The sequence below is a fragment of the Pseudomonas serbiensis genome (assembly GCF_030580745.1).
In the GTDB taxonomy this organism is placed as follows: domain Bacteria; phylum Pseudomonadota; class Gammaproteobacteria; order Pseudomonadales; family Pseudomonadaceae; genus Aquipseudomonas; species Aquipseudomonas serbiensis.
Genome location: NZ_JAUQOO010000001.1, coordinates 428,312 through 449,829, shown reverse-complemented (window position 1 = coordinate 449,829; position 21,518 = coordinate 428,312). Strand labels below are relative to the sequence as shown.

The 21,518-nt window shown below is 59.0% G+C and carries 22 protein-coding genes; 13 read left to right on the top strand and 9 right to left on the bottom strand.

The window, feature by feature from the left end; genetic code table 11:
• Window positions 1-237: 237 nt before the first annotated feature.
• Window positions 238-1,182 carry a D-alanyl-D-alanine endopeptidase gene (pbpG, locus tag Q6A51_RS01935; protein WP_304574000.1) on the top strand — a complete coding sequence of 315 codons (945 nt, stop codon included), beginning with the start codon at window positions 238-240 and terminating at the stop codon, window positions 1,180-1,182.
• Between the two features lie 83 nt (window positions 1,183-1,265).
• Here pbpG and Q6A51_RS01930 read toward each other — a convergent pair whose 3' ends face one another.
• Both Q6A51_RS01930 and Q6A51_RS01925 read right to left on the bottom strand, forming a co-directional pair.
• Window positions 1,266-2,696 (bottom strand): NAD-dependent succinate-semialdehyde dehydrogenase, encoded by a 1,431-nt coding sequence (locus tag Q6A51_RS01930; RefSeq protein ID WP_201017542.1) that lies wholly within the window; start codon window positions 2,694-2,696, stop codon window positions 1,266-1,268.
• A 170-nt stretch (window positions 2,697-2,866) separates the two neighbouring features.
• Complete coding sequence (locus tag Q6A51_RS01925) at window positions 2,867-3,724, bottom strand: SDR family oxidoreductase (RefSeq protein WP_201017543.1); 858 nt, start codon at window positions 3,722-3,724, stop codon at window positions 2,867-2,869.
• A gap of 220 nt (window positions 3,725-3,944) precedes the next feature.
• Between Q6A51_RS01925 and Q6A51_RS01920 the strand changes: the two genes are divergently transcribed.
• The 6 genes from Q6A51_RS01920 (at window position 3,945) to Q6A51_RS01895 (ending at window position 8,880) form a co-directional block, all read left to right on the top strand.
• A complete protein-coding gene (locus Q6A51_RS01920) occupies window positions 3,945-4,535 on the top strand; it encodes an amino acid synthesis family protein (RefSeq protein ID WP_201017544.1) in 591 nt (196 codons plus the stop codon).
• Between the two features lie 44 nt (window positions 4,536-4,579).
• Window positions 4,580-5,413 (top strand): alpha/beta fold hydrolase, encoded by an 834-nt coding sequence (locus tag Q6A51_RS01915; RefSeq protein ID WP_201017545.1) that lies wholly within the window; start codon window positions 4,580-4,582, stop codon window positions 5,411-5,413.
• Window positions 5,410-6,891 carry an aldehyde dehydrogenase gene (locus Q6A51_RS01910; protein ID WP_201017546.1) on the top strand — a complete coding sequence of 494 codons (1,482 nt, stop codon included), beginning with the start codon at window positions 5,410-5,412 and terminating at the stop codon, window positions 6,889-6,891. The genes Q6A51_RS01915 and Q6A51_RS01910 overlap by 4 nt, the downstream gene beginning before the upstream one ends.
• Before the next feature lie 14 nt (window positions 6,892-6,905).
• Window positions 6,906-7,391 carry a flavin reductase family protein gene (locus Q6A51_RS01905; protein WP_201017547.1) on the top strand — a complete coding sequence of 162 codons (486 nt, stop codon included), beginning with the start codon at window positions 6,906-6,908 and terminating at the stop codon, window positions 7,389-7,391.
• A gap of 171 nt (window positions 7,392-7,562) precedes the next feature.
• A complete protein-coding gene (locus Q6A51_RS01900; protein WP_201001956.1) occupies window positions 7,563-8,315 on the top strand; it encodes a GntR family transcriptional regulator in 753 nt (250 codons plus the stop codon).
• A 1-nt stretch (window position 8,316) separates the two neighbouring features.
• Complete coding sequence (locus Q6A51_RS01895) at window positions 8,317-8,880, top strand: NUDIX hydrolase (RefSeq protein WP_201001954.1); 564 nt, start codon at window positions 8,317-8,319, stop codon at window positions 8,878-8,880.
• Window positions 8,881-8,953: 73 nt separating this feature from the next.
• Here Q6A51_RS01895 and Q6A51_RS01890 read toward each other — a convergent pair whose 3' ends face one another.
• Complete coding sequence (locus Q6A51_RS01890) at window positions 8,954-9,241, bottom strand: DUF1330 domain-containing protein (protein ID WP_201017548.1); 288 nt, start codon at window positions 9,239-9,241, stop codon at window positions 8,954-8,956.
• 93 nt (window positions 9,242-9,334) lie between these two features.
• Here Q6A51_RS01890 and ribBA point away from each other — a divergent pair, with 93 nt between their 5' ends.
• From ribBA to Q6A51_RS01865, 5 genes are all read left to right on the top strand, one after another.
• Window positions 9,335-10,444, top strand: a complete 1,110-nt coding sequence (ribBA, locus tag Q6A51_RS01885; protein WP_201001951.1) for a bifunctional 3,4-dihydroxy-2-butanone-4-phosphate synthase/GTP cyclohydrolase II — start codon at window positions 9,335-9,337, stop codon at window positions 10,442-10,444.
• A gap of 308 nt (window positions 10,445-10,752) precedes the next feature.
• The gene (locus Q6A51_RS01880; RefSeq protein ID WP_304573999.1) at window positions 10,753-11,778 is read left to right on the top strand and encodes an ABC transporter substrate-binding protein; all 1,026 of its coding nucleotides are present in this window, start codon (window positions 10,753-10,755) and stop codon (window positions 11,776-11,778) included.
• Window positions 11,763-12,719: an ABC transporter permease gene (locus Q6A51_RS01875; RefSeq protein ID WP_201001948.1), complete on the top strand. Its 957-nt coding sequence runs from the start codon at window positions 11,763-11,765 to the stop codon at window positions 12,717-12,719. Before Q6A51_RS01880 ends, Q6A51_RS01875 begins: the two co-directional genes overlap by 16 nt.
• 3 nt (window positions 12,720-12,722) lie before the next feature.
• A complete protein-coding gene (locus Q6A51_RS01870; protein WP_201001946.1) occupies window positions 12,723-13,538 on the top strand; it encodes an ABC transporter permease in 816 nt (271 codons plus the stop codon).
• Window positions 13,535-14,689 carry an ABC transporter ATP-binding protein gene (locus Q6A51_RS01865; RefSeq protein ID WP_304573998.1) on the top strand — a complete coding sequence of 385 codons (1,155 nt, stop codon included), beginning with the start codon at window positions 13,535-13,537 and terminating at the stop codon, window positions 14,687-14,689. The genes Q6A51_RS01870 and Q6A51_RS01865 overlap by 4 nt, the downstream gene beginning before the upstream one ends.
• 146 nt (window positions 14,690-14,835) lie before the next feature.
• Here Q6A51_RS01865 and Q6A51_RS01860 read toward each other — a convergent pair whose 3' ends face one another.
• The 6 genes from Q6A51_RS01860 to Q6A51_RS01835 all read right to left on the bottom strand — a co-directional run bounded on the left by Q6A51_RS01860 (window position 14,836) and on the right by Q6A51_RS01835 (window position 18,670).
• Window positions 14,836-15,237, bottom strand: a complete 402-nt coding sequence (locus Q6A51_RS01860) for an ExbD/TolR family protein (protein WP_122318332.1) — start codon at window positions 15,235-15,237, stop codon at window positions 14,836-14,838.
• A gap of 1 nt (window position 15,238) precedes the next feature.
• The gene (locus Q6A51_RS01855) at window positions 15,239-15,964 is read right to left on the bottom strand and encodes a MotA/TolQ/ExbB proton channel family protein (protein WP_201001940.1); all 726 of its coding nucleotides are present in this window, start codon (window positions 15,962-15,964) and stop codon (window positions 15,239-15,241) included.
• Between the two features lie 90 nt (window positions 15,965-16,054).
• Complete coding sequence (locus Q6A51_RS01850; protein ID WP_201017553.1) at window positions 16,055-16,867, bottom strand: energy transducer TonB; 813 nt, start codon at window positions 16,865-16,867, stop codon at window positions 16,055-16,057.
• Window positions 16,868-17,091: 224 nt separating this feature from the next.
• Window positions 17,092-17,601 carry a copper chaperone PCu(A)C gene (locus Q6A51_RS01845; protein WP_304573997.1) on the bottom strand — a complete coding sequence of 170 codons (510 nt, stop codon included), beginning with the start codon at window positions 17,599-17,601 and terminating at the stop codon, window positions 17,092-17,094.
• Complete coding sequence (locus Q6A51_RS01840) at window positions 17,595-18,200, bottom strand: SCO family protein (RefSeq protein WP_201017555.1); 606 nt, start codon at window positions 18,198-18,200, stop codon at window positions 17,595-17,597. Before Q6A51_RS01840 ends, Q6A51_RS01845 begins: the two co-directional genes overlap by 7 nt.
• A gap of 92 nt (window positions 18,201-18,292) precedes the next feature.
• Entirely contained in the window at window positions 18,293-18,670 is a 378-nt protein-coding gene (locus Q6A51_RS01835) for a DUF2946 domain-containing protein (protein WP_201001932.1), read from the bottom strand.
• A 345-nt stretch (window positions 18,671-19,015) separates the two neighbouring features.
• On the opposite strand from Q6A51_RS01835, the gene Q6A51_RS01830 reads away from it, so the two are divergent.
• On the top strand, window positions 19,016-21,511 hold the full coding sequence (locus tag Q6A51_RS01830; RefSeq protein ID WP_304573996.1) for a TonB-dependent receptor plug domain-containing protein: 2,496 nt from the start codon (window positions 19,016-19,018) through the stop codon (window positions 21,509-21,511).
• The last annotated feature ends 7 nt before the right edge of the window (window positions 21,512-21,518 follow it).

Here is a 21,518-nt window from a genome sequence, read left to right as displayed (position 1 = left end):
ATCGATGACCATTGATGGCGTGGATGCTAATCGGTGCGAGCCTCCGACACCACGAATATTGAAAGCACAACATCAATTCATGGCTTTCCTACTTAACAGCGACTTAATAAAACCACAATTCCTGCATTAATTGACGAAACGCCCTACTCACCCCATCGACTTTGAGCAAAGTCCGCTCCTAAAATGCAGCGTTTTTCCTATATCCACGTGCAAAACCGCACATTTATCGAGTGAGCCTTGCTCTTGAAAATTCGTCTGCCACTTCTGGGTCTTTTATTTGCACTTACAGGCCCTGTAGTTTCCGCCCATGCCATTGCAAACGAAGCCGCAGCCCTGAACCGGGACCCATCACAACTTCATCTGGCTTCCGGCAGCACACTGGTCATTGATGTACAGACCGACAAGGTTCTTTATTCGCACAACCCGGACGTTATCGTCCCGATCGCCTCGGTCACCAAGCTCATGACGGCAATGGTGGTGCTGGATGCCAAGCAGCCGATGGACGAAGTCATTCCGGTCAATATTTCCCAGACGCCGGAAATGAAAGGCGTGTTCTCCCGCGTCAAACTGGGCAGCGAAATGAATCGCAAGGACATGCTGCTGATTACTCTGATGTCCTCGGAAAACCGTGCCGCCGCAAGCCTGGCCCACAGTTATCCGGGCGGCTACCCGGCCTTTATCCTGGCAATGAACGCCAAGGCCAAGGCACTGGGCATGAAGCATACGGCCTATGTCGAGCCTACCGGATTGTCGGTCTATAACGTGTCCACGGCTCGCGACCTCACCAAGCTGATCATGGCCGCTCGCAAATACCCGATGATCACCGAACTGAGTACCACCCCGGAAAAGACCGTGACCTTCCGTAAACCCACTTACAGCCTGGGTTTCAGCAACACGGATCACCTTGTCCGCAAGGATAACTGGGATATCAAGCTGACCAAGACCGGCTTCACCAATCAGGCCGGTCATTGCCTGGTGCTGCTGACCACCATGGCTAACCGCCAGGTTTCCGTGGTGATTCTCGATGCCTTCGGCAAATACACACACTTCGCCGATGCCAGCCGCCTGCGCCGGTGGCTGGAAACAGGCCAGAGCGGCCCTGCGCCGGAAGTCGCCTTGCAGTACAAGAAGGAGAAGAATCTGGTGATGAAACAGAACGGTATTCAGCAGGCGCGGGAATAAAACCCCACCTGCGCAGGAGCGGATTTATCCGCGAAGAAGGTATGAAGATCTTCGCGAATGAATTCGCTCCTACCGGGGCAGGTTTAGTTGAACTGCGTCACCAGCTTGGTATTGAGGTAAGCCTCGATGGCTTCGGTGCCGCCTTCGGAGCCGTAGCCTGAGTCCTTGATCCCGCCAAACGGAATTTCAGGCAGGCCAATGCCCTGATGGTTGATCGACAGCATGCCTGCCTCGATGCCATTGCTCAGCGCCTGAGCAGTCTTCATCGACGTGGTGAAGGCATAGGACGCCAGCCCGAACGGCACTCGGTTGGATTCGGCGATAACCTCTTCCAGCGTGTCGAACGGCACCAGCAATGCTACCGGCCCGAAAGGTTCTTCGTTCATGATGCGCATTTCACGGTTCAGACCGCTCAATACGGTTGGCTCGAAGAAATAGCCCGGCCCTTCAAGGGCCTTGCCGCCCGTTTCAAGCTTCGCACCGGCACCCACGGCATCCTCGACCAGATCCACCAGCGCCGGAACACGACGCTCATTGGCCACCGGCCCCATGGTGGTGCCCGCCTCCAGACCATTGCCCACCTTGACCTCACGGGTCAGGCCGACGAATTTCTCGGTGAAAGCCTCGAATACCTTGCGCTGAACCAGAATCCGCGTCGGTGAAACGCAGACCTGGCCGGCATTGCGGAATTTGGCGGTTACCAGCACCCGAGCAGCCAGATCCAGATCGGCATCGTCGAATACCAGCGCAGGCGCATGGCCGCCCAGCTCCATGGTGGCACGTTTCATATGCTGACCAGCCAGGGCCGCCAGTTGCTTGCCCACCGGCGTGGAGCCAGTAAAGGTCACCTTGCGGATCACCGGATGCGGGATCAGGTAATTGGAGATTTCGGCAGGAATGCCATACACCAGACCGATCACACCTGCCGGCACGCCAGCATCGGCAAAGGCACGAATCAGTTCAGCAGGCGATGCCGGGGTTTCTTCCGGTGCCTTGATGATGATCGAACAACCGGCAGCCAGTGCGGAAGACAGCTTGCGCACCACCTGGTTGATCGGGAAGTTCCAGGGCGTAAACGCCGCCACCGGGCCAACCGGCTCCTTGATGACTTTCTGTTCGATTGAAGGATTGCGCGACGGCACGAGGCGGCCATAGCTGCGGCGCCCCTCCTCGGCCAGCCAGTCGATGATATCGGCAGCAGACAGGGTTTCCATGCGCGCCTCGGCCAGCGGCTTGCCCTGTTCCTGAGTCATGATGCGGGCGATGCTGTCGGCGCGTTCGCGCAACAGTTGTGCAGCTTTCTGCATGATCTTGTAGCGATCATAAGCCGAAGTGGCACGCCAGGTTGCAAAACCACGTTCAGCTGCCGCCAGCGCTTCATCCAGATCGGGAATGCTGGCATGCGCCACAGTTCCCAGAGACTGGCCGGTGGCAGGATCGATGACAGGCAAGGTGCGGCCATCACGGCTTGCACGCCATTGGCCATCGATAAAGAGCTGAACATCGGGATACATGGCAATTCTCCTGAGGCAGTTGAATGACAGAGCCGCCCAACTTACGGGGATATCCCCGCATAAGTCAAGGCACAGTCAAGAATGAATGACATACGGAAACAGCAGCGGCCTGCCAACACCTCATCGTCAGGCCGTCACTGCATGGGATTACATCGACACCAGAATGTTCGCTACAGAATGGGCTTACCACCCGTGACGCTATACAGCGCGCCCGAGGTGTAGCTGGCCTGATCGGAAGCCAGCAACACATAAACAGGTGCGACCTCGACAGGTTGGCCCGGACGCCCCAATGGCGTCTGGCTACCAAAGTTGCTGGCCTCCTCTTCGGGCATGGTCGAAACGATCAAGGGTGTCCAGATCGGTCCCGGAGCGACGCTGTTCACCCGGATACCACGCTCGCCCAGCATTTGCGCAAGGCCACCGGAGAAGTTGGCAATGGCCCCTTTGGTGGAGGCATAGGCCAGCAAGGTTGGCTTGGGCATGTCGGCGTTCACCGAACTGGTATTGATGATCGAGCTGCCCGCAGCCATGTGCGGCAGAGCCGCCTGACAGATACGAAATATCGCCGTGATATTGATATCGAAGGTCTTCACCCACTCCTCATCGGTGATTTCCTCGAAGGTTTCGTGGCTCATCTGGAAAGCTGCGTTATTGACCAATACATCAATCCGGCCAAATCGCTCCACCGTTTTTTCAACGATGCCACGGCAATGCTCCTTCTGCGCCAGATCACCCGGCAGCAGCAGGCACTGCCTGCCCGCCTGCTCGACCCAGCGAGCGGTTTCCTGAGCGTCCTCATGCTCATCGAGATAAGAAAGCGCGACATCGGCGCCCTCTCGTGCAAAGGCGATGGCCACCGCACGACCAATGCCGCTATCGGCGCCAGTAATCAGGGCAATTTTGTCTTGTAGCCGTTCAGCGCCGCGGTAGCTCTGTTCGCCGCAATCGGGATAAGGCTCCATCTTCGCCTGCGAACCGGGCACCGATTGGGCCTGTGGCGGGAATGGAGGTCTCGGGTAGTCAGTCATTTCTTTCTCCTGTTGTGGGCTGAAGAAGACGGAAGTCATCCATGGCTCATGGAATATCTGGCCCGTCACCCGGGACCAACGTTCAAAGAACAGGGAAGAACGACTGACGAATGGTCGACGCACGAGGTTTTTGTATCCGACTCGAATAAAGCGCTTGCACACGCAATCTTATGGTATACCATCAGACGAAATACAACAGCGCTCGATCCGGGAGTCCTACATGAGCTTTGAAATTCGCAAGATCGTCAATTACACCGAAGAGACCTTCATCGAAGGCGGCAAGGCGACCGACAAACCAGTGACCATGGTCGGCCTGGCTGTCGTGATCAAGAACCCTTGGCTCGGTCGTGGTTTTGTCGAAGACCTCAAGCCGGAAATCCGCGCCAACTGCTCAGAGCTGGGCGAACTGATGGTCAAACGCCTGACCGATGCCATCGGTGGTGCAGACAAGATCGAGGCCTATGGCAAAGCCGCTGTGGTCGGGGCCGAAGGCGAGATCGAGCATGCTTCGGCGGTCATTCACACCCTGCGTTTTGGCAACCATTACCGTGAAGCGGTCAAGGCCAAGAGCTACCTGAGCTTCACCAACAAACGCGGCGGCCCGGGCACGTCCATCCAGATCCCGATGATGCACAAGGACGACGAAGGCCTGCGCTCGCACTACATCACCCTGGAAATGCAGATCGAAGACTCGCCACGCGCCGATGAAATCATTGTCGTGCTGGGCGCAGCCAACGGCGGCCGTCTGCATCCGCGCATCGGCAACCGTTATATCGACCTGGAAGAGCTGGCTGCCGAAAAGGCCCAGTAATCATCCATCCCCAACAATAATGAATGCCTGCGCAGGAGCGATCCATGATTCAGCTCACCGCTGAACGCACCCCGGCCGGGACCAGTTATCTGGCCACCGGCCAAGGCCACCCTGTGGTGTTGATTCACGGGGTAGGTCTGAACAAAGAGATGTGGGGCGGGCAGATCGTCGGTCTGTCCCCGCACTATCGAGTCATTGCCTACGACATGCTGGGTCATGGATCGAGTCCGCGCCCGGACCCGGATACCGGCCTGCCCGGTTATGCCGAACAACTGCGTGAGCTGCTCGACCATCTGGGTTTGCCCCAGGCCACGATCATCGGCTTCTCGATGGGCGGGCTGGTGGCGCGGGCCTTTGCCCTGCACTTCCCGCAGCACCTGTCAGGCATGGTCATCCTCAACAGCGTATTCAATCGCACCCCCGAACAACGTGCCGGTGTGATTGCACGCACCAGCCAGGCAGCCGAGCACGGGCCGGACGCCAATGCAGCAGAGGCCTTGTCGCGCTGGTTCAGTCGTGAATACCAGGCCGCCAACCCCGCGCAGATCGCTGCCATCCGCCAGAACCTGGCCAGCAACGATCCGCAGGGCTACCTGACGACTTACAAGCTGTTCGCCACGCAGGATATGTACCGCGCCGACGATCTGGGCGATATTCACGTCCCGACGCTGATTGCCACCGGCGAGCTGGACCCGGGCTCGACGCCCGACATGGCCCGCCAGCTGGCAATGCGCATTCAGGGTGCAGAGGTTGCGATACTGCCCGAGCAGCGGCACATGATGCCGGTGGAATCGCCACGTCTGGTCAATCAGGTGTTGCTGGACTTCCTCGACAAGTCGGCAGCTCTACACAACCCGGTAAAGGGAATCGTTGCATGACTCTCACGCGCTTTCAGATGTGCATCGACGGCCAATGGGTCGACGCACTTTCCGGCAAGACCTTCGACAGTCTCAACCCTGCATTGGCCGAGCCTTGGGCACAATTGCCCGACGCTGATGAAGCGGATGTGGAGCGCGCCGTCCAGGCGGCGCAAAAGGCCTTTGAAAGCCCGGCATGGCGTGGATTGACCGCCACTGCACGGGGCAAACTGCTGCGCAGGCTGGGCGACCTGATTGCCGAGAACAAGGAACAACTGGCCCAGCTGGAAAGCCGCGACAACGGCAAGCTGATCCGCGAAACCCGCGGTCAGGTGAGCTATCTGCCGGAGTTCTTCCACTACACGGCCGGCCTTGCAGACAAACTCGAAGGCGGCACCCTGCCCCTCGACAAGCCTGATCTGTTTGCCTACACCGTCCATGAACCGATGGGCGTGGTCGCCGGGATCATTCCCTGGAACAGCCCGCTGTACCTGACAGCCATCAAGCTGGCTCCGGCACTGGCGGCTGGCAACACTATCGTGCTCAAGCCTTCCGAACATGCCTCGGCGACCATTCTTGAACTGGCTCGCCTGGCACTGGAAGCCGGTATTCCGCCGGGCGTGGTCAATGTCGTGACCGGCTATGGCCCAAGCACCGGCGCAGCCTTGACCCGTCATCCGCTGGTACGCAAGATCGCCTTTACCGGCGGTGCCGCGACCGCACGCCATGTAGTGCGCAGCAGCGCCGAGAACTTCGCCAAATTGTCACTGGAACTGGGTGGCAAATCCCCCAACATCATCTTTGCCGACGCCGATCTGGACAGCGCCATCAATGGCGCGGTCGCCGGTATCTACGCAGCCTCGGGGCAAAGCTGTGTGTCCGGTTCGCGACTGTTGGTTCAGGACGAGATCTACGACGAATTCGTCGAGCGGCTGGCCGAACGTGCCAGCCGCATCCGCATCGGTAACCCGCAGGACGAAACCACTGAAATGGGCCCCATGGCCACCGCCCAGCAACTGGCGGTGGTCGAAGGTCTGGTGGCTGACGCTCTGGCCGAAGGCGCACGCCTGAGACTGGGTGGCAAACGCCCGGCAACAGCCAGTGAAGGCTGGTTCTACGAGCCGACCCTGTTCGAGTGCGACCGCAACTCCATGAAGATCATGCAGGAAGAAGTCTTCGGCCCTGTGGCGTCCGTGATTCGTTTCAAGGACGAAGCCGAAGCCCTGGCAATTGCCAACGACTCCCAGTTTGGTCTGGCGGCAGGCATCTGGACCCGCGACCTTGGCCGCGCACACCGTCTGGCACGGGACATTCGTTCAGGTATCATCTGGGTCAACACCTATCGAGCCGTCTCTGCCATGGCCCCCATCGGCGGGTTCAAGAACAGCGGCTATGGCCGTGAGAGCGGCATTGACTCGGTCCTGGCCTATACCGAACTGAAAACGGTATGGATCAATCTATCGCAGGCCCCTATGCCTGATCCTTTTGTAATGCGTTGAGTGAGGCGGCGGCAATGATAGAACCCGGCATTTATAAAGAAGTCATGGCGTCCTTTCCCTCGGGCGTCACCATCGTCACCACACTTGACGCCGAAGGCGGTCTGGTAGGCATCACCGCCAGTGCCTTCAGCGCACTGTCCATCGACCCCGCGCTGGTGCTGTTCTGCCCGAACTATGCCAGCGACACCTACCCGGTCCTGCGCGACAGTAAAAAATTCGCCATCCATTTGCTGTCCGCAGAACAGCAGACCGAAGCCTATGCTTTCGCCAGCAAGGGCAAGGACAAGACCAAGGGTATCGAATGGCACCTGAGCGACCTCGGCAACCCGTTGCTGAGCAAGGCGACGGCGATCATCGAGTGCGAGTTGTGGCGCGAATATGATGGCGGCGATCACGCCATCATCGTCGGTGCCGTGAAAAACCTGATCCTGCCCGAAACACCGGCGACGCCGATGCTCTACTACCGCGGCAAACTGGGGGCTCTGCCACCTTTTGCATGAGACGGGGTTCTTGGTAGTCGAGCGCAACGGCATGATAAACTCGGCACCTTTCCGGGCGATGCATGCCCGGTCATGCGTCAGCCCGACCAGTTTTCAGGCTGACGCCATGAACGCGACCGCCTTGTTCTGGCCGTGTTTTTCACATAGACAGCCCCACTCCGAGCACACCCGATGAAACGCCTGCCACTCGACGACAACTTCAAGGTCAATCGCAATCCCGTTACCCTGCGTGAGATCGTGCTGGACAAACTGCGCAGCGCGATCATGAACTTCCAGCTTCTGCCGGGAGATCGCCTGGTCGAGCGAGACTTGTGCGACCGCCTGGGGGTCAGTCGAACATCGGTGCGCGAAGCATTGCGTCACCTGGAGTCCGAGGGGCTGGTGGAGTTCGCCGACGCCAAGGGGCCACGGGTCGCGATCATCACTCTGGAAGATGCCTGCGATATCTATGAACTGCGTTGCGTGCTTGAAGGGCTGATCGTGCAGCTTTTCACCCTGCGAGCCAAGGCAAAAGATATCCGTGCCCTGGAAAAGGCCCTCGAAGAAAACCGCAAGGCACTCAACGATGGCGAGCTGCAACAGGTCATCGACTCGGTGCAAAGCTTCTACGATGTGCTGCTTGAAGGGTCGGGCAATCACATCGCCGCCACCCAGTTGCGGCAGTTGCAGGCACGTATAAGCTACCTGCGTGCCACCTCGGTGTCCCAGGTCAATCGTCGCGGTGCGAGCAGCCAGGAAATGGAACGCATCGTCGAAGCCATCAAGAGCGGCGACCCGCTGGCGGCGCATCAGGCCTCGGTCGATCATGTGCGCAATGCCGCCAAGGTGGCGCTGGAATACCTGAAGTCCAAGCAGGACGATGATGCCAAGGTTCGCGACATCGTTGCCCCCGTCGTGCTCAAAGAACCCCGCATAGGCCGCTGACATGCCAGCGCCGCGCTTTTGCCCGCAGTGCGGCAGCGCTGATCTCGATCAGCGTGTGCCACCGGGCGATACCCATGCGCGGCTGATGTGCGGCAGTTGCAACTACATTCACTACGTCAATCCCAAGATCATTGCCGGCTGCATCATCGAGCAGGAAGGCAAGTACCTGCTGTGCCAACGGGCAATCGCACCACGCCCCGGCACCTGGACGCTTCCGGCAGGCTTCATGGAAAGCGGCGAGACCACCGAGCAGGCGGCGCTGCGCGAAGTCTGGGAAGAAAGCGGCGTACGCGCAGAAATCATCTCGCCCTACTCCATCTTCAGCGTGCCGAAGATCAGCGAGGTGTATATCGTCTTCCGGGCAATAGCACTGGAAATCACCGGCCAGTTCGGGCCGGAGACACTGGATTACCGCTTCTTCGCACCTGAAGAAATCCCGTGGGACAGCATCTACTACCCAGCCATCCGGCAGATCCTCGAACGCTACATCACCGAGCGTCAGGCCGGGGTGTATGGCCTGTACATGGGCAATGACGATACCGGAAAGGTGCATTTCATTCGGTGAATTTCCTCCGTGTGGGAGCGAATTTATTCGCTAAACGGCCCTTCGCGAATGAATTCGCTCCTACGGGGATAAGTCAAACCCCTTCGACAATCACGATCTCGGCCTTCGCCACGCCATGGCGATGACTCATCGCCTCCTGATACTCGGCCGAGCGATAACAGGCCACGGCCTGCTCATACGATTCGAACTCGATCACTACCGTGCGTTGCGGCGTTTCGCGTCCTTCGACTGCTTCAGAACGCCCGCCGCGTGCCATGAATTTGCCACCAAATAATTTGAACGCCGCTGGCGCTCGCTGGGTATATTCGCTGTACTGCTGAGGGTCGGTAACGTCCACGTTTGCAATCCAATAAGCCTTCATCGCGATCTCACTGTTTCAATGATAGGGAATCTATGAAATATTCTGTCTTATGGTATACCACGATTTTTCATCCATAACACCGAGATCCTGAGTATGGCGTTCGATCGCATCGAAGACATCATTGAAGACTACCGCCAAGGCAAGATGGTCCTGCTGGTCGACGATGAAGACCGGGAAAACGAAGGTGACCTGCTGCTCGCCGCCGACCTCTGTACACCTCAGGCAATCAGCTTCATGGCCCGCGAAGCACGCGGCCTGATCTGCCTTACCCTGACCGACGAACATTGCCAGCGTCTGGGGCTCGAGCAGATGGTGCCCAGCAACGGCAGTGTCTTCGCGACAGCCTTCACGGTTTCCATAGAAGCCGCCACAGGCGTCAGCACCGGCATTTCCGCCGCCGACCGCGCCCGCACCGTTCAGGCCGCCGTGAATCCCGAAGCCCGCGCCGAGGATCTGGTGCAGCCTGGCCATATCTTCCCGCTGCGCGCCCGGGAAGGCGGCGTGCTGACCCGCGCCGGGCACACCGAGGCTGGTTGCGACCTGGCTCGTCTGGCTGGCCTGACGCCTGCGTCGGTGATCGTCGAAGTCATGAACGATGACGGTACGATGGCCCGCCGCCCCGATCTGGAACTGTTCGCTGAAAAGCACGGCATCCGCATCGGCACCATTGCCGACCTGATCCACTACCGCCTGAGCACCGAACACACGGTCGTGCGTATCGGCGAACGCGAGCTGCCGACCGTCCACGGGACTTTCCGCCTGTTCAGCTACGAGGACCGGATCGAAGGTGGCGTACACATGGCCATGGTCATGGGCGACATTCAGCGTAATTACCCGACGCTGGTGCGGGTGCATGTGGTTGACCCTCTGCGCGATCTGGTAGGTGCCGAATACACAGGACCGGCAAACTGGACGCTCTGGGCCGCTCTGCAAAAGGTGGCCGAAGAAGGTCGCGGCGTGGTCGTGGTGCTGGCCAATCATGAGTCGTCCCAGGCTTTGCTCGAACGCATTCCGCAACTCACTCAACCGCCACGCCAGTACACACGTTCGCAGTCACGCATCTATTCGGAAGTCGGTACTGGCGCACAGATCCTGCAGGACCTTGGCGTGGGTAAATTGCGCCATCTTGGCCCGCCTCTCAAGTACGCAGGGCTGACCGGATACGATCTGGAAGTGGTTGAAAGCATTCCTTTTACTGGCTGACCGGCCACTGATGCAAGGCAGGCAACACGTCTGAAGAGGTGACGCCTGCCCCAGTAAACAAAGGCTTTCACGGGCAAAAAATTAAAAAGGAACGGGTTCCGGCAGGGCAAAATACTTGCACAAAGTTTGGAATACCATAATATGACATTCCGTAGACCGAAGGTTTTTGTCAGGTGCGCCCGCTGAGGGATAAGGCCAAACAACAGCACCCGGCATGGTCGCCAGTTTCTCCGGTCCACTGGACCTACTGCTCCCGAATACGCGGGCAAAAAAAGCCCGCTCAAAACACAACAAATGAGGGCGTGAAAATGGTGTTGAACAAACGTGCAACTGCAGTTCTTGCTGCTGGCGTGTTGGCTATTTCAAGTTTCACAGCCATAGCCGCCGAAAGCGTCAACTTCGTCAGTTGGGGTGGCTCGACCCAGGATGCACAGAAGCAAGCCTGGGCTACACCTTTCACCAAGGCCAGCGGCATTACTGTTGTGCAGGATGGTCCGACCGACTACGGCAAACTCAAGGCCATGGTCGAAAGCGGCAACGTGCAGTGGGATGTCGTGGATGTGGAAGCCGACTTCGCCCTGCGCGCCGCCAGCGAAGGCCTGCTTGAACCCCTCGATTTCACCACCATCAAGCGTGACCGGATCGACCCTCGCTTCGTGTCTGACCACGGCGCCGGCTCGTTCTTCTTCTCCTTCGTACTGGGCTACAACGAAAGCAAGGTAGGCGCCAAGACCCCGCAAGACTGGTCGGCCATGTTCGACACCAAGACCTACCCCGGCAAACGCGCCCTGTACAAATGGCCAAGCCCTGGCGTACTTGAACTGGCACTGCTGGCCGATGGCGTAGCCCCTGACAAGCTCTATCCGCTGGATCTGGACCGCGCCTTCAAGAAACTCGACACCATCAAGAAAGATATCGTCTGGTGGGGCGGCGGCGCTCAGTCCCAGCAACTGCTGGCTTCGGGCGAAGCGTCCATGGGCCAGATGTGGAACGGCCGCGTCTACGCCCTGCAACAGGACGGTGCGCCAGTGGGCGTGAGCTGGAAGCAGAACCTGGTCATGGCCGATTTCCTGGTGGTCCCCAAAGGCGCCAAGAACAAAGCTGCTGCCATGAAGTTCATCGCCGAGGCGACCAGCCCTAAAGGCCAGGCAGACTTCTCCAACCTCAGCGCCTATGCGCCGGTCAACCTGGACAGCGTGCCGCGCCTGGATTCGACGCTGGCGCCTAATCTGCCAACCGCGTATGCCCAGGATCAAATCACTCTCGACTTCGCATACTGGGCCAAGAATGGTCCGGACATCGCGACACGGTGGAACGAATGGCTGGTCAAGTAAAAATGACGGCTATCGCTTCCCGTCAATCCAACCCGGCCGGTGGTGCGTCAAGCACCGCTGGCGCGGCTTGCACCAAGGCAGTGACGATGCAGTCAAAAACCACTTTGTCACAACGCTGGCGCGGCAGCCGCAATCTGCTCCCGGCACTGCTCTTTCTGGGGCTTTTTTTCTTCGCACCGCTGATAGGCCTGCTGCTTCGCGGCGTGCTTGAGCCCACTCCGGGCCTGGGCAACTACGAGCAACTGTTCGCCAACTCAGCCTACTCCAGAGTGTTGTTCAACACCTTCTCGGTGGCGGGCCTGGTGACACTGTTCAGTGTGCTGCTGGGTTTCCCGCTGGCCTGGGTCATCACCCTGGTGCCACGCGGCTGGGGCCGCTGGATTCTCAATATCGTGCTGCTGTCGATGTGGACCAGCCTGCTGGCCCGCACCTATTCCTGGCTGGTGCTGTTGCAGGCGTCCGGGGTCATCAACAAGACACTGATGGCCATGGGCATCATCGATCAGCCGCTGGAAATGGTTCACAACCTCACAGGCGTGGTGATCGGCATGAGCTACATCATGATCCCGTTCATCGTGCTGCCGTTGCAGGCAACCATGCAGGCCATCGACCCGATGGTATTGCAGGCCGGCTCCATTTGCGGCGCAAGCCCGTGGACCAACTTCTTCAGAGTGTTCCTGCCGCTGTGTCGCTCGGGGTTGTTTTCCGGTGGCCTGATGGTGTTTGTCATGTCCCTGGGTTACTACGTCACCCCCGCACTGCTCGGTGGCGCGCAGAACATGATGCTGCCCGAGTTCATCGTGCAACAGGTGCAGTCTTTCCTGAACTGGGGGCTGGCCAGCGCCGCAGCCGCGCTGCTGATCCTGATCACCCTGGTGTTGTTCTACTTCTACCTGAAGCTCCAGCCGGAATCCCCGGTCGGCGCCAGCAATGCGAGGTGAACCATGCTCCTGACTCCCAATGCCATGAGCACGCGCCTGCGGTTGGGTCTTTACCTGACCACAGGCCTGATCGCGCTGTTCCTGTTGCTGCCGATCCTGTTCATCGTGCTGCTTTCGTTCGGCTCCTCCCAGTGGCTGGTCTTCCCGCCGCCGGGCTGGACCCTGAAATGGTATCAGCAGTTTTTCTCCAATCCGGAGTGGATGCAGGCGGCAATGTCCAGTTTCAAGGTCGCCGTGCTGACCACCATCAGCGCCGTCGCTCTGGGCCTGCCCACCGCCTTTGCTCTGGTACGCGGACGCTTTCCGGGGCGTGACATGCTGTATGGCATCTTCACCCTGCCGATGATCGTGCCGCTGGTGATCATTGCCGTGGCCGTGTATGCGCTGTTTCTCAAGCTTGGTTACACCGGCACGCTGTTTTCCTTCGTGGTCAGCCATGTGATCGTGGCGTTGCCGTTCACCATCATCTCGATCATCAACTCGCTGAAGCTGTTCGATCAGTCCATCGAGGATGCCGCTGTGATCTGCGGGGCTTCGCGCATCCAGGCAGTGATCAAGGTCACTTTCCCGGCCATCCGTCCCGGCATGGTTGCCGGTGCGCTGTTCGCGTTTCTGGTGTCGTGGGACGAGGTGGTCCTGAGCGTGATGATGGCCAGCCCGACCCTGCAAACCCTACCCGTCAAAATGTGGACCACTCTGCGTCAGGATCTGACCCCGGTCATTGCAGTCGCTTCGACGCTGCTGATCGCCCTGTCGGTGCTGGTCATGTTCATCGCCGCGACCCTGCGTCGCCGCAACGAAGCCAGGAGTACCTCATGAGTGCCGTGATCAAAGACAACGCACAACACGACCCGAACACCCTGGTCAGCCTGTGCAACCTGAACAAGTATTACGGCGACTTCGCCGCCGTGGACAACATCGACCTGGATATCCAGGAAGGTGAATTCCTGACGTTCCTTGGCTCCAGCGGCTCGGGCAAGAGCACCACGCTGTCGATGCTGGCGGGATTTGAAACGCCCAGTTCGGGAGAAATCCTGGTCGGTGGCAAGTCGCTGGTGAACGTGCCGCCCCACAAGCGCGACATCGGCATGGTGTTCCAGCGCTATTCGCTGTTCCCGCATCTGTCGGTGCGCGACAACATCGCCTTCCCGCTGGCCATTCGCAAATTGCCGGCAGCCGAGCGCGAAAAACGTGTGGATGCAATGCTCAAGCTGGTGCAACTGGAACAATTCGCCCATCGCCGCCCTTCGCAACTGTCAGGCGGTCAGCAACAGCGGGTGGCGATTGCCAGGGCGCTGGTTTACGAGCCGCGCATTCTGCTGATGGACGAGCCGCTGGGTGCGCTGGACAAGAAACTGCGTGAGGATTTGCAGGATGAACTGCGCCAGTTGCATCGTCGTCTGGGCATCACCATTGTCTACGTGACCCACGATCAGGAAGAAGCCATGCGTCTGTCACAGCGCATTGCGATCTTCAGCCACGGCAAGATTGTCGGTCTGGGCACTGGCTATGACCTTTATCAGAACCCGCCCAATGCCTTTGTCGCCTCGTTCCTGGGCAACTCGAACTTCCTGAAGCTCAAGGCTCAGGGCAATGCGGTGGCGACGTTTGAAAGCAGCCCGCTGTCGATTCGGCTGACCCCTGGCCTGAAAACCGATCAGGATGTGCTGTTGATGATCCGCCCGGAAAAAGCTCAGGCTCTGAGCATTCAACAGGCTGAAGCCACTCCGCTGGAACATGGCTGGAATGAAGTGACCGCGAAGGTGACAGAGGTACTGTTTCTGGGCGAAAGCCAGACCTGCGCAGTCGTTACCCCTGGCGGTACGGCCATGACCGTCAAGGCGCTGTCTGCAACCGGGCTGCAACTGAAAGCCGGTGATGCTGTGCGCGTCCGCTGGGCCACCGCCGATGCCTGTATCTACACCCAATGGGCAGAAAGCGACCTGAACAAGGCGGCTGGGGCTCATTGAGCCTTTTTCGCGACTGAAGTCGCTCCTGCCTGGAGTCCGCAGGAGCGAATTCATTCGCGAAAGACCACAACATCACACACAAAAAAAAGGCCGTACCTACCTGAGGGTACGACCTTAAAGGCTTCACTGTCTTGAAGGGTATTGCTCTATTTGGCAGTAATCACCGACAACTTGGTGATGCCTGCACGTTCGATCGAGGCCATGGCACGGGCCACTTCGCCGTAGTTCACATCGTTGTCAGCCTGAAGCTGCACACGAACCTGCGCGTCCTTGGCCTTGGCGGCCTGAAGATTGGTTTCCAGCAGATCTGCCTGGATCTCGTCCTTGTTGATGAACACCTTGCCCTGCCCGTCGATACTCACTACCAGCGGGTCCTTCTGCTCTGCCGGGGCGACCGCTTCGGTCTTGGGCAAATTGATCGGGATCGAGTTGGTCAGCAACGGCGCAGTCACGATGAACACCACCAGCAGTACCAGCATCACGTCCACCAGAGGTGTCACGTTGATTTCACTGAGTACTTCATCACTGTCTTGAGTGGAGAAAGCCATATCAGGAAGCCTCTTTCACTTTCTGGCCAGCGGCGCTGGCACCGTTCTTGGTCAGTACCGGGTGCAGCAGGACACGGAAGGAATTCTTCTGCGCAAGGCTGTAGAAGTCATGGGCAAAATCGTCCAGGTCGGCAGCGGTCAGCTTCAGACGACGCAGGAAGTAGTTGTAAACCAGCACCGCTGGCACCGCGACCGCGATACCGACACCGGTAGCAACCAGGGCCGCACCGATAGGACCGGCAACCGTTTCCAGGCTGGCAGAACCCGCAGCACTGATACCCTGGAGTGCCGACATGATCCCCCAGACGGTACCGAACAGACCGATGAAGGGCGAGGTGCTGCCGATACTGGCCAGAACAGCCAGGCCGGTTTCCAGCGAACGACGCTCACGCACGATCTGCTGGCGCAAGGCGCGCTCCAGACGATCCTGATGGTTGATCGACTGGCTCAGGTCGGTCTGTTGAGTGCCTTCATGCACCTGGATTGCTGCATAACCTGCCTGGGCAACACGAGCAGCGGCGCCCGGCTGCTGCTGAGCCAGCTCGGCGGCCGAGTCCAGGCTGGAAGCCGCCCAGAACTGTTTGTGGAACTTGCGATCCTGGGATTTCAGACGTGAAAACTGCACGCCCTTGAGCAAGGCCAGGCCCCAGGTCGCGACGGAAAAGACCACCAGCAGCCAGATGACGGCGTGTTCGATGGATTCAAAAGGGGATGCCAGTAAGTTCATGATCTGTACTCTCGTGCTGTGCTGATACGTCAGGTTCTGGTGTCGCGATGCTCCTTTTGTCAGGTGGCTCGCATTGAAGCTTTGAAACCGTTATTTGATCTTGAAGTCGATGGGGACGCTGACCCAGCCATCCTGGGCGACATCGCCCTGCTTGGCTGGAACGAAGCTCCAGCGCTTGACTGCCGTTACTGCGGCTTCGTCGAGCGATTCACGACCACTGCTTTTCTGAATCTGGATTTCTCCAGGCTTGCCGCTGGCCAGTACATGCACTCGCAACAGGACTGTCCCTTCCCAACCGCGGCGCATGGCCAGAGACGGGTATTCCGGTGCCGGATTGCGCAGATAACCGGCGCTGGCCGAAGCAGGCGTCACGGGTGCTGGCGCAGGCGGTGCTGGAGGCGCTGGCGCTGCAACCGGTTGTGGCGGTGCAGGTGGCGCTGGCGGTTGCTCCACGGGCTTGGCGACAGGCTTGGGAGTCGGCGGTTTAACGACCGGCTTGGGTTTTGGCTTGGGCGGTGGCTTGACGGCCAGCTCATCCTCGACGGGAGGCGGCGGCTCGACCACAGGTTGAACGATTGGCTCGGGCGGCGGTGGCGGTGTTTCCACCACAGGCGGCGCGGGCTGGGAAAATTCGATGGTCATCGGCGGAATTTCCGGCGGAACGATCGGCAGAACAGGCGTCGGCGTCTGGCTCAGCCAGTAAATCACTGCGCCATGCAACACCAGAGCAAATGCACCGAGCAGAATTCCTTCCCGACGTCCCAAGACAGGCTTGGGCGTGCGGTGCAACCGCGACAGCGCCAAGGGTCCCCGAAAAGGACGCCCCAGATCGACCAATTCGCCGCTCGGCGTTTGGCGCCAAGGCACTTCATGCGCACTGGCTGCGGTCTGGACATTGCCCATTGATACACTCCTGCATTTTTTCAGTAAAAATCCAGGTTCTGTTGGTATCAGTCACCTTTCCAATTTGATAGCGCCGGGCAATCATCCATGATCACGCTTGTTCCCGAAAAGAATATTTAGTTCTCCTGTTATTCAAAAAGGAAATATAAAAAATCTCACCCATGAAAAAGCCCCGGCATGCAATGACATGACGGGGCTTGGCGCTGCCTGGGTCAACGGATCAATCAGTGACCGCTATGATCGCCATGACCGGAATGTCCCTGGGCCGTCAGCGCCTTGACTGGCGCGAGGACCTTGATCGACTCCTTGACGCCCTTGTCGTCTTCAACGGTCAGGGTCAGCGGCACCTGATCGCCCTCCTTCACCTGGGCAACCAGGCCCATGAGCATGACGTGATAGCCATTGGAGTCCAGCACAACAGTCTTGCCGGCTGGCAGGTCGATGGATTTGACCTGCTGCATGTTCATTACATCGTTCTTCATGCTCATCTGATGGATCTGCACGTCTTTCGCGGCAGGCGAGCTGACTTCAACCAGCTTGCTGTTGGTGGTCGACGTGATGTTCATGAAAGCACCGGTCGCAGGCTGCCCGGACACAGTGGCTCGCACCCAGGCGTCATCAACGGTGGTTTGCGCGTGAGCCTGCACGCTCATGCCCATGACAGAAAGGGCCAGCAGCAGGCTTTTGCATGGGGTGGCGTTCAGGGCATTACGGATCAGAGCATTCATCAACATACTTCCATCAAGGTGAGCAGATCTTCTGCGCATTGCTGTGCGGACAGCGAGTGGGACAGACCAAGGCGCAGCACGCCACGGGTGTCGAACACATAGCTGGTTGAGGTGTGGGAAATCGTATAAGTGTCGCCCAGCGGCACCTTCTCGTAGAACACGCCGAACTCCTTGGCCGTGGCCGCGGTTTCTTCCAGCGTGCCGGACAGGGCCACAAAACTTGGGTCGAACGCCTTTACATAGGCATCAATGACTTTTGGCGTGTCGCGCTCCGGGTCCAGGGTGATGAACACCACCTGGAAGGTGTCGGCATCGGCACCCATCAGTTTCTTGATCTGCGCCGCTCGGGCCAGTGCAGTCGGACAGACCGCCGGGCATTGGGTAAAGCCGAAGAACACCATCGGCATATAGCCCCGGAAACTCGACAGGGTCAGCACATCACCCTGAGAGTTCTTGAGCTTGAAGTTACGCCCGATGATCTTGTTGCTCAGGTCCTTGCCGTACTTGAACGGCAAGGCATTGGAGTTATTGCAACCGGTCAGAACGCCAAGGCTCAGCAAGGAGAGGCCCGCGACCACTTCGCGACGGGTCAGGTATTGAGTCATGCATTACGGTCCTTTGAAGGAAAACAGGCAAGGCATGCAGCACGTCACATGCTGGATGCGCTGCAGACAACCAATCAAGGCAAGACCGGGCTTCAGGGTGCCTGTGGCACCAGCCCTGGCGAAGTGTGACGGGAAGACTGGCGCATCAGGCCCGGCGGGATACGCAGCCTGACATCGCGCGAGCGCAGCAGCCAGCCCAGTCCGATGAAGAACACCACAATGCCGGTCAGTTTGCCGGCGAAGGTGCAATCCAGCATGGCCAGTTGCATGACCAGCGCATGCCTGGCCTCGTCCGGCCCTTCCATCGACAGGGAAGTGTCCGGGTGATCACCACAGATATCTGCGGCCTCTACAGAGGAAAACGCCCCCAGCATCTGCCCATGGCTGACGCTGCACATGACGCCATTGAACAGGATGAAGCCATACAGCATCCAGGCAATGAGCGAGCGGTGGGTTCGGACGAATTTCATGGCGGCGAATCTACCACTCTCACGCCCTGTCGAACACCGCGAATCCACGGGCGGCGTGCAGGCCAAGGCAGGAAGCGTGTGGTGACGGGCCATAGCCCGAGGTGCGACAAAGTGGCGCAGCCTGCACATAGGGTCCGCTGGCGACTGAAAGTCCGGATTCCCGCCAACCAAAAGATGCAATTATTTTATTTACACAATAAATATAAATTCAAATTATTTATAATTAGCTTATACCGAAAAGAACTTTCACAGGATTGTTTCATAACCATATATTCCAGCTTACAGACCGACCCCTACCAGTGGAGGCTCAGAAAAACTTCCCGAAACTGACAAGGATCACTCTCCATGGCCTTCACTGCTCGCGCAGCCACAAAGCCTCTGCACCCTCACCTGCTAAAAGGTATCGCCTTTGCCGGACTGGGTCTGATAACGCCCGTTCAGGCGGCTGAAGAATCCGGCAATGACACCCGCCTGGACAAGGTCACGGTCATCTCCACCGGCATTCGCGGCACCGAGCGCACCGTGACCAACAGCCCGGCCCCCATCGACATAGTCACCAGCGAGCAGTTGCTCAAGACCGGCCGCGCAGACCTGACCGAAGCCATCGCCAAGCTGCTGCCTTCGTTCAACTACGGCACCAACGTCGCCGGTTACAACTCCACTATCCGCCCCTTGTCCAACCGCAGCCTGGCACCGGCTTATACATTGGTGCTGGTCAATGGCAAGCGACGCCATAACAGCGCCCTGCCCGCCAACGGCTCGACTGACAGCAGCGGCGCCAACTCGGTGGACATCGACATGATCCCCGTCAGCGCTGTGGAGCGCATCGAAGTCCTAAAGGACAGCGCCGCGGCCCAGTACGGCTCCGATGCCATTGCGGGGGTGATCAACGTCATCCTCAAATCCAGCGCTCAGGGCGGCCACCTGGGCGTGACCTACGGCAAGCTCTACAGCGGCGAAGGCGAAGTGACCAAGTTCGAAGGCGATACCGGCTTTGAACTGGGGGATGGCGGCTTCCTGCACCTGTCCGCCGATGCCCGCAAGCGTGGGGATGCCAGCTGGAATGAAAAAGCCACCAACACCGCTTACTTCCCCGGCGATCCTCGGGAGGCGACCTGGGACCGGGTGGGCGTCAAGAACGGCGACCCGCAGATCAAGGCATTCAACCTGGCCTACAACGCCGAATTGCCACTGGATGATCAGACAAAGCTGTATTCCTATGGCACCTATGGCCAACGCGACGCCATCATCAATAACTATTTCCGCTACCCCAATGGCAACGCCAACATCCCGGAACTGTTCCCCGATGGCTACTATCCGCTGAACAACCTGGACGATACCGACTACCAGTACCTGATAGGCGCCAAAGGTGAATCACTGGGCTGGAACTGGGACCTGAGCACCACTTACGGGCGCAACAACAACCATCAATACAGTGACCTGACCATCAACCCGTCACTGGGTCCGGCATCACCGACGTCCTTTGATGACCTGGCGACCTACCGTTTCGAGCAATGGGTCAACAACCTGGACATCACCCGCGCCTTTGACGGCGTGTTCGGTGTGCCGCTACAGGTGTCTGCGGGGCTGGAACATCGCTGGGAACGCTTCCGGACCTTCGCCGGTGATGCACAGGCGTATCAGGTCGGGGGATATCGCTTCCCGGCCACCCTGCCCAATGGCCAGCCCAACCCGCTGGCAGGCCAGTTGGCCTCGATTGCTGCTCAGGCTGCGGCGGTCATTTCACCTCTGGACGCCACCAGTATCAAACGCAACAACTATGCAGCCTATGTGGACTTCGGCATCACGCCCATAGAGCCACTGTTCATTGACCTGGCCCTGCGCGCAGAGCATTTCGATGACGACTCGGGCAACACCGTCAGCGCCAAGCTCAACTCCCGCTACGAGTTCACCGACACCTTCGCGGTGCGCGGTACAGTGGGCACCGGCTTCCGGGCACCTTCCCTGACCCAGATCGGCTACAGCATCTCCGACAACCGGGTCGGTGCAGCGCCTGACGGCACCATCGTGCCGGCCGTGACCCGCATCGCACCGGTCAATTCGGCCCTGGCCCAGGCCTTGGGTGCCACTCCTCTGGACCCGGAAAAATCCCGTAACCTGGGCCTTGGCGTGACCTGGCAACCGGCACCGCGCACCAGCGTGACGGTGGATGCCTACTGGATCGAAATCGCCGACCGCATCGCGCGTACCGAAAGCCTGTACGGCCCGGCACTGGCACCGATTCTTACCGCGCAAGGCGTCGACACCAGCACCTGGACCTCGTACTACGCCAACGCCTTCGACACCCGCACTCGCGGCCTGGATATCGTGCTCGATCACTCCAGCCGTTATGGCGCTTTTGGCGATGTGCGCTGGAGTGCCGGCTTCAACTACAACAAGACCATCATCACCGACGTCAAGAGCGAGCCCTCAGCCTTACAGGGCCTGGGCGACAACACCGGCGGCAGCCTGACCTGGGTCGGCCGTGCCCGGGAAGGCGATCTGACCGACGCGCAACCAAAAACCAAATGGGTGCTGGGCGCCAACTGGACCCTCGGCGATCTGGGCGTGAACCTGCAAACCACCCGCTATGGCAAGGTCAAGACGCTTCAACAACTGGAAAGTGGCGACCGCAGCTTCGGTGCCAAATGGATCACCGACCTGGACCTGTCCTACACCATTGCGGACAACATCACCCTCAGCCTGGGCGGCACCAACATCTTCAATGTGCGCCCGGACAAGAACGCCATCCCTTCGGCCAATGGCCTGAACCTGTACAGCAACCCGCCGTTCTATCCGGGTGGCGGGTTCTGGTATAGCAAGATCGCTTATGACTTCTGATTGGCGC